Annotated in this window: 15 protein-coding genes, 10 tRNA genes and 3 rRNA genes; 25 read left to right on the top strand and 3 right to left on the bottom strand. The window is 52.9% G+C overall.

Annotated features, from left to right (window positions below; all coding sequences use genetic code 11):
• Window positions 1–25: 25 nt before the first annotated feature.
• From folP to ACKGJP_RS01425, 20 genes are all read left to right on the top strand, one after another.
• Window positions 26–862, top strand: a complete 837-nt coding sequence (folP, locus tag ACKGJP_RS01330; protein ID WP_409343916.1) for a dihydropteroate synthase — start codon at window positions 26–28, stop codon at window positions 860–862.
• A gap of 20 nt (window positions 863–882) precedes the next feature.
• Window positions 883–1,245 (top strand): dihydroneopterin aldolase, encoded by a 363-nt coding sequence (gene folB / locus ACKGJP_RS01335; protein WP_409343917.1) that lies wholly within the window; start codon window positions 883–885, stop codon window positions 1,243–1,245.
• Between the two features lie 3 nt (window positions 1,246–1,248).
• Complete coding sequence (folK, locus tag ACKGJP_RS01340) at window positions 1,249–1,761, top strand: 2-amino-4-hydroxy-6-hydroxymethyldihydropteridine diphosphokinase (protein ID WP_409343918.1); 513 nt, start codon at window positions 1,249–1,251, stop codon at window positions 1,759–1,761.
• Window positions 1,752–1,970 carry a helix-turn-helix domain-containing protein gene (locus ACKGJP_RS01345; protein WP_409347047.1) on the top strand — a complete coding sequence of 73 codons (219 nt, stop codon included), beginning with the start codon at window positions 1,752–1,754 and terminating at the stop codon, window positions 1,968–1,970. Before folK ends, ACKGJP_RS01345 begins: the two co-directional genes overlap by 10 nt.
• A 38-nt stretch (window positions 1,971–2,008) precedes the next feature.
• Entirely contained in the window at window positions 2,009–3,034 is a 1,026-nt protein-coding gene (dusB, locus tag ACKGJP_RS01350) for a tRNA dihydrouridine synthase DusB (RefSeq protein ID WP_409343919.1), read from the top strand.
• A gap of 257 nt (window positions 3,035–3,291) precedes the next feature.
• Window positions 3,292–3,768, top strand: coding sequence for a transcription elongation factor GreA (greA, locus tag ACKGJP_RS01355; RefSeq protein ID WP_409343920.1), 477 nt, complete (start codon window positions 3,292–3,294; stop codon window positions 3,766–3,768).
• Between the two features lie 246 nt (window positions 3,769–4,014).
• Window positions 4,015–5,511: a lysine--tRNA ligase gene (gene lysS / locus ACKGJP_RS01360; RefSeq protein WP_409343921.1), complete on the top strand. Its 1,497-nt coding sequence runs from the start codon at window positions 4,015–4,017 to the stop codon at window positions 5,509–5,511.
• Window positions 5,512–6,040: 529 nt separating this feature from the next.
• A 16S ribosomal RNA gene (locus ACKGJP_RS01365) occupies window positions 6,041–7,581 on the top strand.
• A gap of 106 nt (window positions 7,582–7,687) precedes the next feature.
• Window positions 7,688–7,804: ribosomal RNA gene (rrf, locus tag ACKGJP_RS01370) — 5S ribosomal RNA — on the top strand.
• 25 nt (window positions 7,805–7,829) lie between these two features.
• A tRNA-Ile gene (locus ACKGJP_RS01375) sits at window positions 7,830–7,906 on the top strand.
• A gap of 87 nt (window positions 7,907–7,993) precedes the next feature.
• Window positions 7,994–8,069: transfer RNA gene (locus tag ACKGJP_RS01380), tRNA-Ala, on the top strand.
• A 169-nt stretch (window positions 8,070–8,238) separates the two neighbouring features.
• Window positions 8,239–11,158: ribosomal RNA gene (locus tag ACKGJP_RS01385) — 23S ribosomal RNA — on the top strand.
• Together the 16S, 23S and 5S rRNA genes with 10 tRNA genes alongside form the textbook arrangement of a ribosomal RNA operon.
• Window positions 11,159–11,336: 178 nt before the next feature.
• Window positions 11,337–11,427: transfer RNA gene (locus ACKGJP_RS01390), tRNA-Ser, on the top strand.
• A gap of 14 nt (window positions 11,428–11,441) precedes the next feature.
• Window positions 11,442–11,518, top strand: a tRNA-Met gene (locus ACKGJP_RS01395).
• 38 nt (window positions 11,519–11,556) lie between these two features.
• Window positions 11,557–11,632 (top strand) — tRNA-Val (locus tag ACKGJP_RS01400).
• A gap of 21 nt (window positions 11,633–11,653) precedes the next feature.
• Window positions 11,654–11,729: transfer RNA gene (locus ACKGJP_RS01405), tRNA-Thr, on the top strand.
• 15 nt (window positions 11,730–11,744) lie between these two features.
• A tRNA-Asp gene (locus tag ACKGJP_RS01410) sits at window positions 11,745–11,821 on the top strand.
• Window positions 11,822–11,852: 31 nt separating this feature from the next.
• Window positions 11,853–11,928 (top strand) — tRNA-Phe (locus ACKGJP_RS01415).
• 61 nt (window positions 11,929–11,989) lie between these two features.
• A tRNA-Tyr gene (locus tag ACKGJP_RS01420) sits at window positions 11,990–12,074 on the top strand.
• A gap of 7 nt (window positions 12,075–12,081) precedes the next feature.
• Window positions 12,082–12,157: transfer RNA gene (locus ACKGJP_RS01425), tRNA-Lys, on the top strand.
• Between the two features lie 115 nt (window positions 12,158–12,272).
• Here the strand turns inward: ACKGJP_RS01425 and ACKGJP_RS01430 are convergent.
• The 3 genes from ACKGJP_RS01430 to ACKGJP_RS01440 are packed head-to-tail and all read right to left on the bottom strand — an operon-like array spanning window position 12,273 to window position 14,894.
• Window positions 12,273–13,862, bottom strand: a complete 1,590-nt coding sequence (locus ACKGJP_RS01430) for a GMC family oxidoreductase (RefSeq protein WP_409343922.1) — start codon at window positions 13,860–13,862, stop codon at window positions 12,273–12,275.
• Between the two features lie 40 nt (window positions 13,863–13,902).
• A complete protein-coding gene (locus ACKGJP_RS01435) occupies window positions 13,903–14,496 on the bottom strand; it encodes a gluconate 2-dehydrogenase subunit 3 family protein (protein ID WP_409343923.1) in 594 nt (197 codons plus the stop codon).
• A gap of 5 nt (window positions 14,497–14,501) precedes the next feature.
• Entirely contained in the window at window positions 14,502–14,894 is a 393-nt protein-coding gene (locus ACKGJP_RS01440; RefSeq protein WP_409343924.1) for a hypothetical protein, read from the bottom strand.
• Window positions 14,895–15,115: 221 nt separating this feature from the next.
• On the opposite strand from ACKGJP_RS01440, the gene ACKGJP_RS01445 reads away from it, so the two are divergent.
• The 5 genes from ACKGJP_RS01445 (at window position 15,116) to lgt (ending at window position 20,747) form a co-directional block, all read left to right on the top strand.
• On the top strand, window positions 15,116–15,961 hold the full coding sequence (locus ACKGJP_RS01445) for an NlpC/P60 family protein (RefSeq protein WP_409343925.1): 846 nt from the start codon (window positions 15,116–15,118) through the stop codon (window positions 15,959–15,961).
• A 179-nt stretch (window positions 15,962–16,140) separates the two neighbouring features.
• The gene (locus ACKGJP_RS01450; RefSeq protein ID WP_409343926.1) at window positions 16,141–17,247 is read left to right on the top strand and encodes a PucR family transcriptional regulator; all 1,107 of its coding nucleotides are present in this window, start codon (window positions 16,141–16,143) and stop codon (window positions 17,245–17,247) included.
• Between the two features lie 92 nt (window positions 17,248–17,339).
• Window positions 17,340–18,461: an ABC transporter ATP-binding protein gene (locus tag ACKGJP_RS01455; RefSeq protein WP_409343927.1), complete on the top strand. Its 1,122-nt coding sequence runs from the start codon at window positions 17,340–17,342 to the stop codon at window positions 18,459–18,461.
• A 307-nt stretch (window positions 18,462–18,768) separates the two neighbouring features.
• Window positions 18,769–19,713, top strand: coding sequence for an HPr(Ser) kinase/phosphatase (gene hprK / locus ACKGJP_RS01460; protein ID WP_409343928.1), 945 nt, complete (start codon window positions 18,769–18,771; stop codon window positions 19,711–19,713).
• Window positions 19,714–19,736: 23 nt separating this feature from the next.
• Window positions 19,737–20,747 carry a prolipoprotein diacylglyceryl transferase gene (lgt, locus tag ACKGJP_RS01465; protein ID WP_409343929.1) on the top strand — a complete coding sequence of 337 codons (1,011 nt, stop codon included), beginning with the start codon at window positions 19,737–19,739 and terminating at the stop codon, window positions 20,745–20,747.
• Window positions 20,748–20,759: the final 12 nt, after the last annotated feature.

The following is a 20,759-nucleotide window of genomic DNA, read 5'->3' on the forward strand; positions in this document are numbered from 1 at the left end:
TTCCATCCAGACGGAGGAGAAGATCATGACAACCAGAACGATGGCTTGCAGGGAGCTGTCCCTTACATTAGGTGAAAAAACGCTGATCATGGGCATTTTAAACGTAACGCCGGATTCCTTCTCGGATGGCGGTAATTACTCGTCCGTCGAAACGGCGATCGAACGGGCTCGGCAGATGGTTGCGGAAGGCGCCGACATCATCGATATCGGCGGCGAGTCGACCCGGCCCGGTGCGGATAAAGTATCGCTTGAGGAAGAGCTGGAAAGGGTTGTGCCGATTATAGGGGCGCTTAAGGAAGCCGTATCGGTACCGATCTCCGTCGATACGTACAAACCGGAGGTGGCGAGGCAGGCGCTTGCGGCCGGGGCCCATATCATTAACGATATTTGGGGCTTTAAAGCCGATCCGGCCATGGCTCAAGTTGCGGCTGATTACGATTGCCCCGTCATTTTGATGCATAACCGTACGGATACGGATTACAGGGACTTTTTGCCTGACGTACTTGCGGATTTGCGCGAAAGCGTGGAGCTTGCTCTGGAGGCGGGGGTTCTTGCGGAACGGATCATCCTTGATCCCGGCATCGGATTTGTCAAAAACTACGATCAAAATCTGTACCTCATGAATCATTTGAGAGAAATCGCCGGTCTGGGATACCCGGTTCTGCTGGGCACGTCGCGTAAAAGCTTCATTCAGAGAACCTTACAGCTGCCTGCAGACGATGTCGTGGAGGGAACGGGCGCAACGGTAGCCATGGGGATTGCGCAGGGCTGTCAGATCGTCCGGGTCCATGACGTGAAACAAATGAAACGGGTAGCCGCGATGACGGAAGCGATCGTGTACGCGAGAAATCCGATATCTTAGAACGCAAAGGAAGAGCGAAGATGGACAAAATGATCTTGTCGCGCATGGAGTTTTTTGGCTACCATGGCGTTTTTGCGGAAGAAAACAAGCTGGGCCAGCGGTATTACGTCGATGTCGAAATGTTTATGCCGCTTGCTGCGGCCGGAATTCATGACGATTTGGAGCAAACCGTCAATTATGCGGACGTTTTTGAAATTGTCAAATCGATCGTGGAAGGAAAGCCGTTCAAACTGATCGAGGCGGTAGCCGAGCGGGTTGCATCGGTGCTTTTGCAAACTTATACTAGTATCAACGAAATTACGGTGCGGGTGATTAAGCCTCATCCGCCGTTTGCCGTTCTATTTGAGGGCGTCACCGTAGAAATCCACAGAAAGCGGGCATGATGAATGAGCGTAGACGGAAACAGCGGGGTTCTCGCTTTCATCGGACTCGGGTCTAATCTTGGCGATCGCGAGCGGTATTTGCTGGATGCGGTCCGGATGCTTGACGAGCATCCTCATATTCGCGTTGTCCGGCAGTCGTTTTTATATGAAACCGATCCGGTCGGCTACGTAGACCAGCCTGCCTTTCTCAATGCGGTAGCCGCCGTTCAAACGGAATTGCCTGCCGGCGAGCTGCTGGGCGTTATGCAGAACATCGAGCGGGAGCTTGGGCGTACCAGAGACATCCGCTTTGGCCCTCGCACGGTCGACCTCGATCTGCTGCTGTTCGGAAACGAAACTAGGACGGAACCGGAATTGATTTTGCCGCATCCGCGTATGCTGGAGCGTGCTTTTGTGCTTGTGCCTCTGCTCGACGTGCTGGAAGGAGCGGACGTGCCGGGTATGGAGGGGCCGCTTTCCGCTTATCTGAACCGGTTGGAAGGAAAGGAAGGCGTGACCAGATGGAAATGCAGTTGAACGAACAACTAGCCCAGCGCATAAGGGCCTTCCGTAAGCTTAAGGGCTATACCCAGACGGAGCTGGCCGAGAAGATCGGCGTCTCGGTTGCCATAGTCGGCTCTATCGAACGGGGAACCCGCAAGGCGGACGTAAGAACGGTCAAGCTGATCGCGGAAACGCTGGGCATTGCAATCGAAGAGCTGTCTGCCGGAGATGAGCGTCGTTAAGTTGATATACATTCAAACCATAGCAAGGAGCGTAAGTCATGCTTAAAATCGGAAACATCGTTGCCAAAAATAAAGTCGTTCTTGCCCCGATGGCAGGCGTTTGCAACCCGGCGTTCCGGCTCATTGCCAAGGAGTTCGGCACAGGGCTGGTTTGTGCGGAGATGGTAAGCGATAAAGCGATCGTGCACGGCAATGCCCGTACGAAGGAAATGCTGTTCGTCGACGAGCGCGAAAAACCGCTCAGCCTGCAAATTTTCGGCGGCGATACGGAAACGCTGGTGGAAGCGGCCAAAGTCGTGGATCAGCAAACGAATGCGGACATTATCGACATCAACATGGGTTGTCCCGTTCCCAAAATCACCAAGTGCGACGCCGGCGCCCGCTGGCTGCTCGACCCCGGCAAAATCGAAAGCATGATTTCGACGGTCGTCAAAGCCGTCAGCAAACCCGTAACCGTCAAAATGCGGATCGGCTGGGATGACGAGCACGTTTACGCGGTTCAGAATGCCAAGGCTGTCGAAAACGGCGGAGGCTCTGCCGTATCGGTTCACGGGCGGACGCGTGTACAAATGTATACCGGGACCGCGAATTGGGATATTATTAAAGAAGTTAAAGAGTCCGTTTCCATTCCGGTTATCGGGAACGGGGACGTCTTTACGCCCGAGGATGCCAAAAGGCTGCTCGATCATACCGGCTGCGACGGCGTGATGATCGGCCGCGGCGCGCTCGGCAACCCTTGGATGCTGTACCGAACGGTACAGTATTTGACGGGCGGAGAGCTGCCGTCGGATCCTACGCCGGAGGAAAAAATCCGTATCGCCGTGCTGCATATGGACCGGTTGATCGCACTTAAAGGCGAGCACGTCGCCGTCAAGGAAATGCGCAAGCATATGGCGTGGTACCTCAAGGGGTTGCCTGGTGCGGCTCGGGTCAAAGACGCCATTATGGAGCTGACGAAGCGGGACATTATGGTCGAGCTGCTCGAGCAATACGTTAACCAGCTGGCGTCGTCCCCCGTTGACGCATCGACGGAAGGAGCCTCCGAGGAAACGGCGGTTCATTGAAGTGGTGCGGGATTTGGGCATTTTGCAGGCAAAATCCCGAGCAATTCCCTGCGATTGACATTTAGAAGTCGTTGCAATATAATCAGTCAATAAACCGAGCAGGCAAACCATGAAGTCATCTTGCTTCGTGTGAGTAATATATTGAAATATGGCGAAGTGAATCGCGGTTCGTTTTAGCCTATTGTGAGTTTGCGATCCGAGCCGTCCCGGCGGTATTCACCGCGAACAATCTATCACATGACAGGGGATATGAAGCAATGTCAGAAAAAGAAGTGATCCTGACGCAGGAAGGCCTGAAGAGGCTGGAGGAAGAGCTCGAAAATCTTAAATCGGTGAAGCGCCGCGAGGTGGCCGAGCGGATCAAAGTGGCTATCGGATACGGAGATATCAGCGAAAACTCGGAATATGAAGACGCGAAGAATGAACAGGCGTTTATTGAAGGCCGTATTATTACGCTTGAGAAAATGCTGCGCAACGCGCGGATTATCAATAACGACGAAGTGGATACGAATACGGTGAGCGTGGGATCGATCGTAACGCTTAAAGATATGGAGTTCGGGGATACCGTGGAATACAACATCGTCGGAACGGCCGAATCGGATCCGCTGCATAATAAAATATCGAACGAAAGCCCGGTCGGAAAAGCCATTCTCGGCAAGCAAAAAGGCTCGACGGTAGATGTTAACGTTCCAGCGGGTATTATCCAATATCAGATTATCGATATTAAGAAATAAACTTGCCGGAGCGGAATCGCTCCTCGAAACCATGAAAAGCTTCCGACGGAAGCTTTTTCTTGTTCACAGCCGCCATTTTACGGTATGCTTGCCTATTTCAGAATCGAGTTAAAGCCGCAGCAGCGCGTATTGATCCCAACCGGTGGCGGTATTTGGTTAGCCCGAGCTTGTTCGGATATGGTATGCTTATATAGCCGTATATAAGATCGTGTATAGTGGTTATGCAACACTTTAGGAGATGAGAACATGAGTCAAGAATTGGAACTAAACGAACTGTTGGTCATTCGCCGCAACAAGCTGGACGAGCTTCGGGCTCTCGGCATCGATCCGTTCGGCCAGAAGTTCGAGCGTACGCACACCGCGCAGCAAGTGCTTGAAGCCTATGACGAGAAATCCAAAGAAGAACTGGAATCGATCGGAGCGGAAGTCCGTCTTGCCGGCCGCATTATGCAAAAACGGGGAATGGGCAAAGCGTCATTCGCGCACATTCAGGATATTTCCGGCAAAATCCAGCTATACGTTCGTAAAGATGCCCTGGAGGAAACCGAATATCAAGCATTCGACCTTCTCGATATAGGCGATATCGTCGGCGTTGCGGGATCCGTGTTCAAAACCCAAACCGGCGAAACTTCCGTGAAAGTGAAATCGATCGCGGTATTGTCGAAGTCGCTCTATCCGCTTCCGGACAAATTTCACGGCTTGAAGGACGTCGAGATGCGCTACCGCCAGCGCTATGTCGATTTGATCATGAGCCAGGACGTGAAAGAGTCGTTTATTTTGCGTTCCAAAATCATTCAGTCGATGCGCCGCTATTTGGATTCCCAAGGCTATCTGGAAGTGGAAACGCCGACGCTGCACGCGATTGCGGGCGGTGCTGCCGCGCGTCCATTTATTACGCATCACAATGCGCTTGATATGCAGCTGTACATGAGGATCGCGATCGAGCTGCACTTGAAGCGTCTGATTGTCGGCGGCCTGGAGAAAGTATACGAGATCGGCCGCGTTTACCGGAACGAGGGGATTTCGACTCGCCATAATCCGGAGTTTACGATGATCGAGCTGTACGAGGCGTACGCCGACTACAAAGATATTATGTCCTTGACGGAACAGCTGATTGCGCATATCGCTCGGGAAGTGCTGGGGACGACGGTGATTACGTACGGAGAGCATCAGGTCGATCTGACTCCGGAATGGCGCCGCGTTTCGATGGTCGACGCAGTCCAAGAAGTGACGGGCGTCGATTTCAGCAAGCAAATGACCGACGAAGAAGCCCATCAACTGGCCAAAGAGCATAAAGTACAGGTTGAGCCGCACTGGACGTTCGGGCATATTTTGAATGCGTTCTTCGAGGAGTTCGTTGAGAGCACGCTTATTCAGCCTACTTTCATTACGGGCCACCCGGTTGCGATTTCGCCGCTTGCCAAAAAGAACGACCAAGATCCGCGCTTCACGGATCGCTTCGAGCTGTTTATCGTGGCTCGCGAGCATGCGAACGCCTTTACCGAACTTAACGATCCCATCGATCAACGCGAGCGTTTCGAAGCTCAGCTTCTGGAGAAGGAACAGGGCAATGATGAAGCGCATGAGATGGACGACGATTTTATTCGTGCGCTTGAATACGGCATGCCGCCGACAGGCGGTCTCGGAATCGGGATCGACCGCTTGGTCATGCTGCTTACGAATGCGCCGTCGATTCGCGACGTTCTGCTGTTCCCGCTTATGCGCGACAAGCAGATCGATTAAGAGATGGACATTAAGGAGCGTCGCACCTGCTGCGGCGCTCTTTTTCGATTTATCAGACAGCATGTCGCGGAAGTCGCTCTAAATTTCGGTAAACGCGCTTGTCCCTAAAAGGACGGCGAAGCCGTTTATCCTTGTATGTTTTTAACAGTCCGTCGCTTTGTGTATAATGATGCGTATTAATTATTTTTCAAAAAAGCTTGCAATCGGCAGGCGGTATGTGATACATTACTTCTTGCCGCTTCTGAGGCGGACAAGTAACAGAGCAAACGCAAGAAGCCGTGAGGCCGCTGCCGCAAGGCGACGAACGAAACGGTCGAAAAAAAGTGCTTGCAATGTGAAAGTCGAATGTGTTATAGTATAAAAGTCGCTTTTGAGGCGATAGACAAGCTAGCTTACTTAGAAAGCTTGACTGTAACCATCGAAATTGTCCTTTGAAAACTGAACAATGAGCGAATAAAGCCAGCAAAACAAAGCAACAAATCGCATGAGCATGTCAATATCGAAATAAAACGAAGCCTCGGCTTCAACTTTTATGGAGAGTTTGATCCTGGCTCAGGACGAACGCTGGCGGCGTGCCTAATACATGCAAGTCGAGCGGATCTTTCCTTCGGGAAAGGTTAGCGGCGGACGGGTGAGTAACACGTAGGCAACCTGCCTGTAAGACCGGGATAACTCACGGAAACGTGTGCTAAGACCGGATAGTTGGTTTCTCCACCTGGAGAGATCAGGAAAGACGGTGCAAGCTGTCACTTACAGATGGGCCTGCGGCGCATTAGCTAGTTGGTGAGGTAACGGCTCACCAAGGCGACGATGCGTAGCCGACCTGAGAGGGTGAACGGCCACACTGGGACTGAGACACGGCCCAGACTCCTACGGGAGGCAGCAGTAGGGAATCTTCGGCAATGGACGAAAGTCTGACCGAGCAACGCCGCGTGAGTGATGAAGGTTTTCGGATCGTAAAACTCTGTTGCCAGGGAAGAAGGGTGAGGAGAGTAACTGCTCTTCATTTGACGGTACCTGAGAAGAAAGCCCCGGCTAACTACGTGCCAGCAGCCGCGGTAATACGTAGGGGGCAAGCGTTGTCCGGAATTATTGGGCGTAAAGCGCGCGCAGGCGGTTGTTTAAGTCTGATGTTTAAACCCAGGGCTCAACCTTGGGTCGCATTGGAAACTGGGCAACTGGAGTGTAGGAGAGGAAAGTGGAATTCCACGTGTAGCGGTGAAATGCGTAGAGATGTGGAGGAACACCAGTGGCGAAGGCGACTTTCTGGCCTATAACTGACGCTGAGGCGCGAAAGCGTGGGGAGCAAACAGGATTAGATACCCTGGTAGTCCACGCCGTAAACGATGCATGCTAGGTGTTAGGGGTTTCGATACCCTTGGTGCCGAAGTAAACACATTAAGCATGCCGCCTGGGGAGTACGCTCGCAAGAGTGAAACTCAAAGGAATTGACGGGGACCCGCACAAGCAGTGGAGTATGTGGTTTAATTCGAAGCAACGCGAAGAACCTTACCAGGTCTTGACATCTGGATGCAAGCGTTAGAGATAGCGCCCTCCTTCGGGACATCCAAGACAGGTGGTGCATGGTTGTCGTCAGCTCGTGTCGTGAGATGTTGGGTTAAGTCCCGCAACGAGCGCAACCCTTGATCTTAGTTGCCAGCATTAAGTTGGGCACTCTAGGATGACTGCCGGTGACAAACCGGAGGAAGGTGGGGATGACGTCAAATCATCATGCCCCTTATGACCTGGGCTACACACGTACTACAATGGCCGGTACAACGGGCTGCGAAACCGCGAGGTGGAGCGAATCCTAAAAAGCCGGTCTCAGTTCGGATTGCAGGCTGCAACTCGCCTGCATGAAGTCGGAATTGCTAGTAATCGCGGATCAGCATGCCGCGGTGAATACGTTCCCGGGTCTTGTACACACCGCCCGTCACACCACGAGAGTTTACAACACCCGAAGTCGGTGAGGTAACCGCAAGGAGCCAGCCGCCGAAGGTGGGGTAGATGATTGGGGTGAAGTCGTAACAAGGTAGCCGTATCGGAAGGTGCGGCTGGATCACCTCCTTTCTATGGAGATCATGATGGCTGTAGGCTGTCGGATCAATAAGCTGGTTTTACTCGCTCATGTTCAGTTTTGAAAGGGCAATGCTCTTTCTTTGGTAAACGCAAATCGTTTGGTGACGATGGCGGAGGGGAACCACGCGTACCCATCCCGAACACGACCGTTAAGCCCTCCAGCGCCAAGGGTACTTGATCCGCAGGGATCTGGGAGAGTAGGACGTTGCCAAGCGAGCCCACTATTGTGGGCTTTTTTCGGGCCCTTAGCTCAGCTGGTTAGAGCGCACCCCTGATAAGGGTGAGGTCGGTGGTTCGAGTCCACTAGGGCCCACCAATTACCTTTTATAAAGTGATCGTTTGGGGCTCCCCGGAAAGTACTCGGAATAAGCTTCGAAGGATAACGTCACTTTGTGGGGAATTTGGGGCCATAGCTCAGCTGGGAGAGCGCCTGCCTTGCAAGCAGGAGGTCAGCGGTTCGATCCCGCTTGGCTCCACCAAACAGACTCCAGAAAATGGTTAAAAAAAACCACTTGCAAAGAGTCGAAGAGATGTGTTACATTAGATCTCGCCGCTTTTGAGGCGGTGACGTTTGTTCCTTGAAAACTAGATAGCGAAGCAATGCAAAACATCCTTAGTTTTTTTGTAGCGATCTCGAGAGAGATCATTGGTTAAGCTACTAAGAGCACACGGAGGATGCCTAGGCGCTAGGAGCCGATGAAGGACGTGGCGAACAACGAAATGCCTCGGGGAGCCGTAAGCAGGCGTCGATCCGGGGATGTCCGAATGGGGGAACCCGCACGTGGTAATGCGCGTGTACCATACAGTGAATACATAGCTGTATCGGAGGCATACCCAGGGAACTGAAACATCTAAGTACCTGGAGGAAAAGAAAACAATAGTGATTCCGTCAGTAGCGGCGAGCGAACGCGGATTAGCCCAAACCAAGGAGCTTGCTCCTTGGGGTTGTGGGACGTCAATGTGGGAAAAGTTCGTTAGGTGAAGCGGTCTGGAAAGGCTCGCCATAGCAGGTAACAGCCCTGTAGCTCAAAACGAACGTATCCCTAGACGGATCCCGAGTAGTGCGGGGCACGTGAAACCCCGTATGAATCCGGCAGGACCATCTGCCAAGGCTAAATACTCCCTAGCGACCGATAGCGAAGCAGTACCGTGAGGGAAAGGTGAAAAGAACCGCGGGAGCGGAGTGAAATAGAACCTGAAACCGTGTGCTTACAAGAAGTCAGAGCCCGTTAATGGGTGATGGCGTGCCTTTTGTAGAATGAACCGGCGAGTTACGTTCACGTGCAAGGTTAAGCTGAAGAGGCGGAGCCGCAGCGAAAGCGAGTCTGAATAGGGCGAATGAGTACGTGGTCGTAGACCCGAAACCGTGTGATCTACCCCTGTCCAGGGTGAAGGTGCGGTAACACGCACTGGAGGCCCGAACCCACGAATGTTGAAAAATTCGGGGATGAGGTGGGGGTAGCGGAGAAATTCCAATCGAACTCGGAGATAGCTGGTTCTCCCCGAAATAGCTTTAGGGCTAGCCTCGGAATGAGAGTAGTGGAGGTAAAGCACTGATTGGGTGCGGGGCCCGCCAAGGGTTACCAAGTCCAGTCAAACTCTGAATGCCACATACTTCTGTCCGGGAGTCAGACAGTGAGTGCTAAGATCCATTGTCAAGAGGGAAACAGCCCAGACCATCAGCTAAGGTCCCCAAGTGTGTGTTAAGTGGGAAAGGATGTGGAGTTGCAAAGACAACCAGGATGTTGGCTTAGAAGCAGCCACCATTTAAAGAGTGCGTAATAGCTCACTGGTCGAGTGACTCTGCGCCGAAAATGTAACGGGGCTAAACACGCCACCGAAGCTATGGCTACAGCAGCAATGTTGTTGGGTAGGGGAGCGTTGTGTATAGGTTGAAGGTCGATCGTAAGGACGGCTGGACAGTACACAAGTGAGAATGCCGGTATGAGTAACGAAAAGACAAGTGAGAATCTTGTCCGCCGAAAGCCTAAGGGTTCCTGAGGAAGGCTCGTCCGCTCAGGGTAAGTCGGGACCTAAGGCGAGGCCGAAAGGCGTAGTCGAAGGACAACAGGTTGATATTCCTGTACCACCGTAGCCGTTTGAACGACGGGGTGACGCAGAAGGGCAAGGACGCAGACGGATGGAAGTGTCTGTCCAAGCAGTGAGGCTGATGTGTAGGCAAATCCGCACATCGTGAAGGCTGGGCTGTGATGGGGAGGGAAATTTCGAAAGTACCGAAGGTCTTGTACTCATGCTGCCAAGAAAAGCCTCTAGTGAGGCGAAGGTGCCCGTACCGCAAACCGACACAGGTAGGCGAGCAGAGCATGCTAAGGCGCGCGGAAGAACTCTCGTTAAGGAACTCGGCAAAATGACCCCGTAACTTCGGGAGAAGGGGTGCCTCGGTAGGGTGAATAGCCCGAGGGGGCCGCAGTGAAAAGGCCCAAGCGACTGTTTAGCAAAAACACAGGTCTGTGCGAAGCCGCAAGGCGAAGTATACGGGCTGACGCCTGCCCGGTGCTGGAAGGTTAAGGGGAGCGGTTAGGGGTAACCCGAAGCTGTGAACCGAAGCCCCAGTAAACGGCGGCCGTAACTATAACGGTCCTAAGGTAGCGAAATTCCTTGTCAGGTAAATTCTGACCCGCACGAATGGCGTAACGACTTGGGCGCTGTCTCAACGAGAGATCCGGTGAAATTTTAATACCTGTGAAGATGCAGGTTACCCGCGACAAGACGGAAAGACCCCATGGAGCTTTACTGCAGCTTGATATTGGACTTGGGTACGATCTGTACAGGATAGGTGGGAGCCTTTGAAGCATGAGCGCCAGCTTGTGTGGAGGCGACGTTGGGATACCACCCTGATCGTATCTAGGTTCTAACCTACTCCCGTGATCCGGGAGAGGGACCGTGTCAGGCGGGCAGTTTGACTGGGGCGGTCGCCTCCTAAAGCGTAACGGAGGCGCCCCAAGGTTCCCTCAGAATGGTTGGAAATCATTCGAAGAGTGCAAAGGCATAAGGGAGCTTGACTGCGAGACAGACAAGTCGAGCAGGGACGAAAGTCGGGCTTAGTGATCCGGTGGTACCGAATGGAAGGGCCATCGCTCAACGGATAAAAGCTACCCTGGGGATAACAGGCTTATCTCCCCCAAGAGTCCACATCGACGGGGAGGTTTGGCACCTCGATGTCGGCTCATCGCATCCTGGGGCTGAAGTAGGTCCCAAGGGTTGGGCTGTTCGCCCATTAAAGCGGTACGCGAGCTGGGTTCAGAACGTCGTGAGACAGTTCGGTCCCTATCTGTCGCGGGCGCAGGAAATTTGAGAGGAGCTGTCCTTAGTACGAGAGGACCGGGATGGACGTACCGCTGGTGTACCAGTTGTTCCGCCAGGAGCATCGCTGGGTAGCCAAGTACGGACGGGATAAGCGCTGAAAGCATCTAAGCGTGAAGCCCCCCTCAAGATGAGATTTCCCAGTATGTAAGACCCCTTGAAGACGACGAGGTAGATAGGTTCGAGGTGGAAGTGCAGCAATGCATGCAGCTGACGAATACTAATCGGTCGAGGGCTTATCCAACATCTTTACATCGACAGGTGTAAGGACTACGAAAGGAACAAGGATGAATGCAGAACTTCGCATCTAGTTTTCAGGGAGTAAACCTATGCTTGAATGTGACTAGTGCACGGTAGAGCGTAGCAAGACCGCATTTGGCGATGCGGACAACCCTGTTGATAAACACGTTAACAATGAGCTTGGAGAGATACCCAAGAGGCTCAAGGGGACCCTCTGCTAAGGGGTTAGACTGCGTAAGTGGTGCGAGGGTTCGAATCCCTCTCTCTCCGCCATCTTTACTGAATGTGGCGGCGTAGCTCAGCTGGCTAGAGCGTACGGTTCATACCCGTAAGGTCGGGGGTTCGATCCCCTCTGCCGCTACCATTTTTCTTTTCAACATCCGGATTTATTCTCGTTAACACGGGCGCTTAGCTCAGCTGGGAGAGCATCTGCCTTACAAGCAGAGGGTCGGCGGTTCGATCCCGTCAGCGCCCACCATCTTTACTTGATATACAATATGCCGTTGTAGCTCAACTGGTAGAGCAACTGACTTGTAATCAGTAGGTTGGGGGTTCAAGTCCTCTCGACGGCACCAGTAACAACCTCATATGGAGCTGTGGTGTAGAGGCCTAACATGCCTGCCTGTCACGCAGGAGACCGCGGGTTCGAATCCCGTCAGCTCCGCCATTTTCTTTTTTTTGCTTGTTAATGTATTTACGGCTCGGTAGCTCAGTCGGTAGAGCAGAGGACTGAAAATCCTCGTGTCGGCGGTTCGATTCCGTCCCGAGCCACCATTTACCTTTTGATTTTCCTCATAAGGACTAGGTTCTTAGAGAAACTAAGGTAAGTTATCTTGGAGGATTAGTGAAGTGGCTAAACACGGCAGACTGTAAATCTGCTCTCTTCGAGTTCGGTGGTTCGAATCCATCATCCTCCACCATTTCCATGAGGCATTAGCTCAGTTGGTAGAGCACCTGACTTTTAATCAGGGTGTCGTAGGTTCGAGTCCTACATGCCTCACCAGTTTTTAGACATAACCGAGCCCTTGAGGGCTCTTTTTTTATTATATCTAGCGAAGCGGTGTTACAAGTGTAATGTAAAAGAGCCCTCCTTGAAATCCAAGGAGGGCTTTTTGTCGTTATTTGGCGGCTGTGGTCAGCTCCATTCGTTTGGCTTTGCTTTTGATGAAGTCGGCCGTTCGGGCTGCCAGCGCCATAACGGTATTCGTCGGATTGGCTCCGCCTGAAGTGACGAAAACGCTGGCGTCGCATATATACAGATTCGGAATGTCATGCGACTGGCAGTATGCGTTCACGACGGATTCTTGAGGATCGGAGCCCATCCGGCATCCTCCCATCAGATGGCCGGTATCTTCGGTGACGTATTCCACTTTACCTTCTGCAGCACGCAGAATGGAACTCATCATCTCCACGGCATGCGTTATCAGCTTACGGTCGTTATCCCCATAACTGAAGGTTACCTTGGCGCGAGGCAAGCCATTGGCATCTTTGTCTTCCGCCAATGCGACACGGTTTGCGGCTTGGGGCAGCACCTCGCCTACCATAGTGACCCTTCCGTAAAAGTTGTAGTCGAGTGCGGTTTCCCGAAGCCGTTTCCCCCATACCGGCGTACCTGTCATAAGGGATATGCCCTGTGCAAACCCGACAGGTCGGGCTCCGTGCGCATGAAGCGTGTAGCCGCGAACAAACCCTCTGGCGTTGTCCGTTTCATAAAACTGCTGGGTACTGGCAAGCACGGGTGTTCCTTTATAAATACGAATTTCTTCTTCGAACTTGGCGTACACGTCATTGCTGCTATGGGGCATGATGGCTTTGCCTACCCATCCGCTGCCGTTGGCGAGCCCGTCCGGAAACTGAGCGTTGGCGGAGTGAAGCAGGAGACGAGGATTCTCGATGACGAAAGCCGATAAAATGACGATTTTGGCGCGCTGTTCATAGGTCGTTCCGTCGTGCACGAAGGTTACCCCTTTGGCAAGACCGTCTTTGCCCGTCAATATTTGCGTAACCGTGCAGTCAGGCAGCACTTCCGCTCCGGCCCGGATAGCCTTTGGGATATGAACGATCAAGGTGCTGAATTTTGCGTTCGGCATGCAGCCTTGATTGCAAAAACCTCTGTTGATGCATGGCGGCCGATCCTCGAAGGGGGCGGATAAGATCGCGAGCGGCGTTACGGCGGTCTCAATCTGCAGCTTGCTGCATCCGTTCTGGAACATGTAAGCATTCGGGCTGAGCGGATCCCGTTCGGGGTAAGGATAAGGACCGCGGAATGGACCCCAGGGGAAATGCCGGGGGCCGGATATGGCCAGCTCTTTTTCAATTTTATCGTAATAGGGCTCCAAGTCGCGGTAACGGATCGGCCAGTCTTCGGCAACCCCGTCATAGGTACGAACGGCGAAATCGGATTCGTGAAAACGAAGAAATACGCCTGTAAAATGAACGGTTCCACCGCCGATGCCGCGGCCGGAATTGTTGTGACCGAGAGTAAGCGGGTCAGTACCGTCGACGATCCGCGTATCCTGCCAAGAGAGGCTTTTCATCGAAAGCTCGGCGCTGGCGAACTCTTTTTGCGGATCGCGCATCGGACCGGCATCCAGTACGACGACACGCATACCGGCTTCGCTCAGTTCCTTAGCGATTACCCCGCCGGCTGCACCGGCTCCTACGATAACGGCGTCGACTTCCTCGTTCGCGTATTTGCGGTTTAACAAACGGACTCCCGCCTTTCGTTCAAAATGGACGTATGTGCATTCATTTCATTCTGACCGCTTCCCAAGGATCGGTTTGTCCGATTGCGGTTCGAACGTACCCCCTCGGGTAGGCCGGACCGCCATAGCCGATTTCCGACCATATTTGTGGATGCGAATAATAGGCCTCGACCGTCAACGACAGCAGTTTAAGAAAAAGCGCCTTCGGCGGCACGCTCCAAAACGTACCCGTTTCCGTCCCGCCTTCGCTCCAGTCCGCCATGTACTGCAGTTGGACGTTTTCCTCCAGGGCATAAAAGTGATTCGCGTAGGTTGCTAGCGTGTAATCTTCGATCGACTTCAAGCCAAGACGGACAAGCGATCTCTCGTCCGGTACGCCGGCTTTGCGCTGGCCTTCGCCAATGGAGCGAAACAAGGTGTCGTCAATATGATCGATCACATTCTGTATGATGTCGCCACGCGTATCGTCGACAAGCAGCGTACAGATCGAGCGAAGCAGCTCGGCTTCTTCCAGAGTAAGAAACGGATGTTCGCTTTCCCGCAGGAGACGGCTTGAAACGATCGTTTGCGTATGCGAATCCCAGTTCGGTTTCTCCTTCATGACGTCGTAATCCATGTAGTGCGTCGATTGGGCCATCCTCATCACCCCCAGTAGACGGCCGCAAGCCCAAGCGCGCCGATAGCGGAGAACAGCAGCGGCAGTATGACAGGCGGGCCGATGAGAAAATTCCGCGGCGCCCAGCCCCCTACGCGCACTCCGACACCGTGGAAATGATAATAAAACCCGACGGCTCCGGCTCCGATCGCTATCCACATAAGCAGAGCGAATAAGGTGAGCAGCCATTCGCTTTTGGATAAGGCGAGCAGAAGTCCGGCTATCGTGAAAATAGGGGAAGCGACGACCGGGGCCCACATCGCTTTATGGTGGAAGTTTTGCCGGTAATGCGACATGGTGACCTGAACGCCTATCATGAGATAGGCGGCCGCAACGAACAAAACGAGGAACCGCTCTATGGTCCAGCCATTCCAATTCATGGATATCCTGCCTTTCTATTGGGAAGGGTAGACTTTCCTGCACCCATTATCCCCTTTCTTGCCGGAAACCATCCGCCGGAACCGTACGCTGCTGCGGGCAACCATAATTTTCATATTTATTTGCATGATCTTGGAGAGAACGGGGGAATCTAGTCATGGTTTGGACGAGAAAACCAAGCGACATACCATCTAAACGATTATGGAGGGAATCAAGCGTTTCTATGAAGAAATGGAGAAAAAGCCATGCGGTTTGCGCAACCGCTGCACTGGCGCTCGCGTCAGGGTTGTTTGGGCATGACCAAACGGCTCGTGCGGCTGCAGAACCGCAGCATGCGTCAACGGCGGGAGTAGGCAAAGCAGCGAATGCTTCGTTAAACCAAAGGCAGGGAGCGCATGCGGAAAGCTACATTTTGGACGCTTATGAGACGCTTCAATATGAATTGCCGAAGCGGCCGGATAGTCCGGAAGCGATAAACAAACTCGCCGTGCAGACGATAGAGGAGCTTGAGGCCGGAGATATCGTGTATTTCGGCATTGGCGCGCAAGTAGAAGGAAGAGGCATCTATATCGGCAACGGTCAATACGTATGCGATGCCGACAACCGGCAGGAACGTACCGTCCGAAGCGTGAGCGGAGAGCTAAAGTCGCAGTTTCTCGGAGGAAGGCGTATTTTATCCGAACAGGACCGTCTACGAATCCAACTTATTCTCGATGCCAGCAAATACATAGGAACGCCATACGTTTTCGGAGCGGCTTACGGGCAAACCGGGACCTTCGACTGTTCCTCCTTTACGAAGACGGTGTATCACCAGAACGGCATCGCCCTGCCGCGCGTTTCGAGGGATCAAGCGAAGCTTGGTACTCGCGTAAATAAGAGCGAACTGAAGGCAGGCGATCTTGTCTTTTTTGCGGATAAACAGCCGAAAGGGCGGATCGGCCATGTAGGCATTTATGCCGGTGACGGAATGATGATTCATACGTACCAGAACAAGGGCGTAACCTATTCGAGCATTCAAAACAACTGGTGGGCCAATCATTACGTGACGGCGCGCCGCATTATCGACTAGTCCCGCCTAGCTGCGGGCAACCCGGAAACCCTTGGGCCGTTATTGAAACGGCTTAGGGGTTTCTTTCGTAATGCAGAGGGGGTATCATAATACGTACAGGCAGTCGAATATGCTGATGTATAGGGATGCTCGAAATGGAGCCGGTCACGCCGTTTTGGCAAACCTTGGAGGTATCGCTTATGGAATGGGAACGGATTAGAGGTCAACTGGGGGCCATTTTACAAGCGCCGGTACAGGTTGGCAAAATGCCGCAGCAAGAGTGGAGCCGCTTAGCGCAAGAACAAACGGCCGGGAACAAACCGGGGGCAAGCGTTACCGATCGCGGGCAGCTGTCGTTCATGCTGGAAGCCGCGGGAAGGGAGGTAAGCGTGCTTACCGTCGAGGAGGTGCTGCTGACTTCTGCGGAAAGGCAGCTCGTGGAACTGATGATCGAGACTTGCCGCCTGCACGAAAAGCCGAGAATGACCGCTGCCGGCGAGGATGAGCGGAGAGCGAATCTCGTCAAGGACTGGTTTTATCGCCAGCTTGAGCTTGCCGATCCGTACGGGGAGATGCCAGATTCGCTGGCCGCCCAATTGTCGATGTACTCCACGAAAATTCCGCTGCTTCTTTACGGCGATTACTCGGATAACCGGAACGCGCAGTATCAGGATTTAAAAAAACTGCTCGATTCGTTCTTCGACGCCGAAATCGTACTTATCCCGCTTATGGATAAAGAGTGGCTGATTCTCGGCTCCGAGCAGCTGCTTGCGGAAAGCAGCGAGGACAGGGATGACGGGGGCGAAAGCCTCGAAGAATCGCTTGCATCGATCTGCTCGGGGTTATATGAAATGCTTTCCAGCGAGTGGGTCGGCGAATGTCATTTGTCCGTCCATTTTCCGATCATACCAGCCAAGTCTCTGATGGGGACGATTCTCCAAATGCGCGAAACGATGGCGCTCGGAAGAACCTACGAGCTGGGCAGCAGCATCCATTTGCCGTGGAAGCTGCACTTGGAGAAGCTGCTGATCGCGGTGCCGGAGACCGAGAAGCAGCGGTTTGTGGAACGGGTGCTGAAGCATGTGGACCATATGCTCGATTCCGAGACGCAATCGACGCTGGAGCAGTTTTTTGCGCTCGATTGCAACGTCAGCGAGACGGCCAAAAAGCTGTATATTCACCGTAATACGCTGTTATACCGGCTCGATAAGTTCAAACAGGAGACCGGTCTTGACGTTCGAAACTTTACGGATGCGGTTTTAGTCAAGGTAGCGATGCTTTTGTATAAAGTGACGAAAAGGAAGTAAATTTTTTGTACAGATTGTGCATAGCCATTTGGGCGTCGGTCAGTTAAGATAAGGGTATACTTTTTGATAAACGATATGTGGGAGGAATAGACATGGCAGGCGTACGCTTACACCATATTGTGAAGAAATATCCGGGCAACGATGAAGCAACGGTTAAAGACTTCCATCTCGACATTAAGGACAAGGAATTTGTCGTTCTCGTCGGAGGATCCGGTTGCGGTAAATCGACAACGCTGCGGATGATTGCCGGTCTCGAAGAAATTACAGCAGGTGAATTGTACATCGGCGACCGTCTTGTAAACGATGTGGCTCCGAAAGACCGCGATATCGCGATGGTATTCCAATCGTACGCTTTGTATCCGCATATGAACGTTTATCAAAACATGGCGTTCGGATTGAAACTTCGTAAGTTCAAAAAAGCCGACATCGACGCGCGCGTTCGCGAAGCGGCTAAAATTCTCGATATCGAGCACTTGCTCGACCGTAAACCGAAAGCATTGTCCGGCGGACAACGTCAACGTGTCGCCCTCGGCCGTGCGATCGTCCGTGAGCCTCAAGTGTTCCTGATGGACGAACCGTTGTCCAACCTTGACGCTAAGCTTCGTGTAGCGATGCGTGCGGAAATCAGCAAGCTGCACAAACGTTTGGGTACAACCGTTATCTACGTAACGCATGACCAAACGGAAGCAATGACGATGGGCGAGCGGATCGTCGTAATGGAAAGCGGCGTAATTCAACAAGCGGCTACTCCTGAAGAAATCTACAACCACCCGGTTAATATGTTCGTTGCAGGCTTTATCGGATCGCCTTCGATGAACTTCATCACGGGCAACCTTGCTGAACAAGGCGGATCCGTTCTATTCAAAGCAAACGGCGTTAGCGTAGAGCTTCCGGAAGGCAAAGCAAAAGTTCTTCGCGACAAAGGCTACATCGGCAAAGAAGTCGTACTCGGCGTTCGTCCGGAAGACATCCACGAAGAGCCAATCTTCCTGGAAGGATCCCCGAACACGATCGTGAATGCGTTCATCGAAGTTGCTGAGAACCTTGGTCACGAAATGTACCTGTACCTGAACGGCATGGGCAAAGACAGCGTCATTGCTCGCGTAGACGGCCGTGCAGGTTTCAAAGAAGGTACGAACGTTAAGCTTGCGCTCGACATGAACAAAGCGCACTTCTTCGACAAAGATTCGTCGCTTTCGATCTTCTCGAACTAATCGAAACGGCGTGCCAAGAGGCCAGCTCATCAGAGCTGGTCTTTTTTGTTGCTTACCTGGGGCGGATTCCCGGCTGCCGATAACGGCATGCAAGGATCAAGTTTGGCTGTACGTCCGCCCGGCTAAAATCCTCAATCGGACTAAGCGGGTTTGCGGGCCAATTTTACTAACGATCGGTTGCTTTCATCTTCCAATTGAATTACGATGGAACTATCTTTGAAAAATCGGGTTCGATTTCATAATGGTTCCTGACAACAAGTTACTGCAGGCTGGCGTTTATGTTTAGAGTTGAGAGGAGTCTGGGACGATGCCGAAAAAAATAAAGGTGTCCGACCTTGTGCAGCGATTTTCGATGGAGGTCGTATGCGGCGAGGCGGGATTAAAACGGATTATTACGGTTTCCGATTTGTACCGTCCGGGACTGGAGTTAGCCGGATATTTTAACTATCATCCGCGTGAGCGGGTTCAAATTCTTGGCCGTACGGAGCTTGCCTTTTTCGAAACGCTGGACGAGGCGGAGCGCAAAGATCGGATGAGCCAGCTATGCTCGGAGGAAACGCCGTGCATTTGCGTCACGCGCGGACTAACGGTACCGGAAGAGCTGATCGAGATCGCGTCGGAGCGAGGATTTGCCGTTCTGCGCAGCAATCATCCTACGACAACGCTGTCCGGCAATATCACCGACTTTTTGGAAAGCCGGCTGGCGCCATCCACGACGATACACGGCGTTCTTGTCGATGTATACGGGATCGGAATGCTTATTTCGGGAACGAGCGGAATCGGCAAAAGCGAAACCGCGCTTGAACTCGTCAAACGCGGACATCGGCTTATCGCCGACGATGCGGTCGAAATTCGGCAAACGGCTGAAAATATACTGATCGGGAATGCGCCGGAGCTGATTAAGCACCTCCTGGAAATTCGTGGCGTCGGTATCATTAATGTGATGACTTTGTTCGGCGCCGGCGCAATCCGGACGAACATGAAAATCAACGTTGTCGTGAAACTGGAGACGTGGCAGCAAGATAAGCAGTACGATCGGCTGGGACTCGATGAGGAGTTGACGCGCATAATCGATACCGATCTGCCGCTTGTCACCATACCTGTACGTCCGGGACGGAACTTGGCGGTTATTATTGAAGTGGCGGCTATGAACTACCGGCTGAAACGGATGGGCTACAACGCCGCGCTGCAGTTCACGAACCGTCTGACGGAGACGCTGAACAACGAAGACGTGTACGATAACGAGTCGTAATAGGACGTAAGGGGAGGTTACCCATGGCTTTGATTATTAATCCGATCGCCTTTCGGCTAGGCCCGATTCCCGTTCACTGGTACGGGATCATTTTAGGATCGGCTGCGCTTTTCGGTTTATTTTTGGCAATACGGGAAGGCAAGCGGTTCGGCATATCCTCCGACTTTTTCATGGACTTGCTGCTCATCGGCGTTCCGTCTGCTATTATTGGAGCGCGGATTTACTATGTGGCATTCAAATGGGATTACTACAGTGAGCATCCCTCGGAGATTATCCAAATATGGCAGGGCGGGATCGCGATTTACGGCGCTTTGATCGGCGCGATTGTCGCCGCTTTCTTCTTCGTTCGGTCCAAAGGCTATAATTTCTGGCGGATTGTCGATATTTGCGCGCCGGGCCTAATCGCAGGCCAAATGATCGGACGCTGGGGCAACTTTATGAACCAAGAGGCGCACGGCGGAGAAGTGACCGAATCGTTTTTGCGTCAGACGCTGCATCTGCCGGACTTTATCGTGAATCAGATGTACATCGACGGGGCATATTACCACCCGACTTTCTTGTATGAATCGATATGGAATTTAGCCGGTCTTCTGCTTCTGTTCGTGCTGCGCCGGAGGCCGTTCCTGCGTGCGGGCGAGCAGTTTATGAGCTATTTTATCTGGTATGCGATCGGACGCTTCTTTATCGAGGCGCTGCGGACGGACAGCCTCGCATTTGCGGGACCGGAATGGCTGGCTTCTCTGGTTCGCGGTCTTTGGTCGCCGATGACGCTGTTGTTCGAAGAAGGCAATATGTCGTACGGCAATGTCCGGATTTCGCAGATGCTCAGCGTGCTTATTTTAATCGGCGCGATCGCGTTTATCGTCATTAGACGGGTGAAAGGCTATGCGGAAGTGCGCTATGCCGACCCTATCGTGTCGAGCAAGGCGCCTGTCGGCGCAGGGTCCGAAGAGGGACCGTCCAGAAAGGACGACAAGCCTGGACGCAACGACGGAAACGCCGGCGTGGAAGACGGGACGGCCGAACGGACGTAACGCGGAATGAAG

The organism is Paenibacillus litoralis (assembly GCF_046244365.1).
Taxonomy (GTDB): Bacteria; Bacillota; Bacilli; order Paenibacillales; family NBRC-103111; genus Paenibacillus_V.

Coding starts and splice junctions, on each gene's coding strand:
- folP (WP_409343916.1), top strand. CDS start 26: ATGACAACCAGAACGATGGCTTGCAGGGAGCTGTCCCTTACATTAGGT.
- folB (WP_409343917.1), top strand. CDS start 883: ATGGACAAAATGATCTTGTCGCGCATGGAGTTTTTTGGCTACCATGGC.
- folK (WP_409343918.1), top strand. CDS start 1,249: ATGAGCGTAGACGGAAACAGCGGGGTTCTCGCTTTCATCGGACTCGGG.
- ACKGJP_RS01345 (WP_409347047.1), top strand. CDS start 1,752: ATGCAGTTGAACGAACAACTAGCCCAGCGCATAAGGGCCTTCCGTAAG.
- dusB (WP_409343919.1), top strand. CDS start 2,009: ATGCTTAAAATCGGAAACATCGTTGCCAAAAATAAAGTCGTTCTTGCC.
- greA (WP_409343920.1), top strand. CDS start 3,292: ATGTCAGAAAAAGAAGTGATCCTGACGCAGGAAGGCCTGAAGAGGCTG.
- lysS (WP_409343921.1), top strand. CDS start 4,015: ATGAGTCAAGAATTGGAACTAAACGAACTGTTGGTCATTCGCCGCAAC.
- ACKGJP_RS01435 (WP_409343923.1), bottom strand. CDS start 14,496: ATGGCCCAATCGACGCACTACATGGATTACGACGTCATGAAGGAGAAA.
- ACKGJP_RS01440 (WP_409343924.1), bottom strand. CDS start 14,894: ATGAATTGGAATGGCTGGACCATAGAGCGGTTCCTCGTTTTGTTCGTT.
- ACKGJP_RS01445 (WP_409343925.1), top strand. CDS start 15,116: ATGAAGAAATGGAGAAAAAGCCATGCGGTTTGCGCAACCGCTGCACTG.
- ACKGJP_RS01450 (WP_409343926.1), top strand. CDS start 16,141: ATGGAATGGGAACGGATTAGAGGTCAACTGGGGGCCATTTTACAAGCG.
- ACKGJP_RS01455 (WP_409343927.1), top strand. CDS start 17,340: ATGGCAGGCGTACGCTTACACCATATTGTGAAGAAATATCCGGGCAAC.
- hprK (WP_409343928.1), top strand. CDS start 18,769: ATGCCGAAAAAAATAAAGGTGTCCGACCTTGTGCAGCGATTTTCGATG.
- lgt (WP_409343929.1), top strand. CDS start 19,737: ATGGCTTTGATTATTAATCCGATCGCCTTTCGGCTAGGCCCGATTCCC.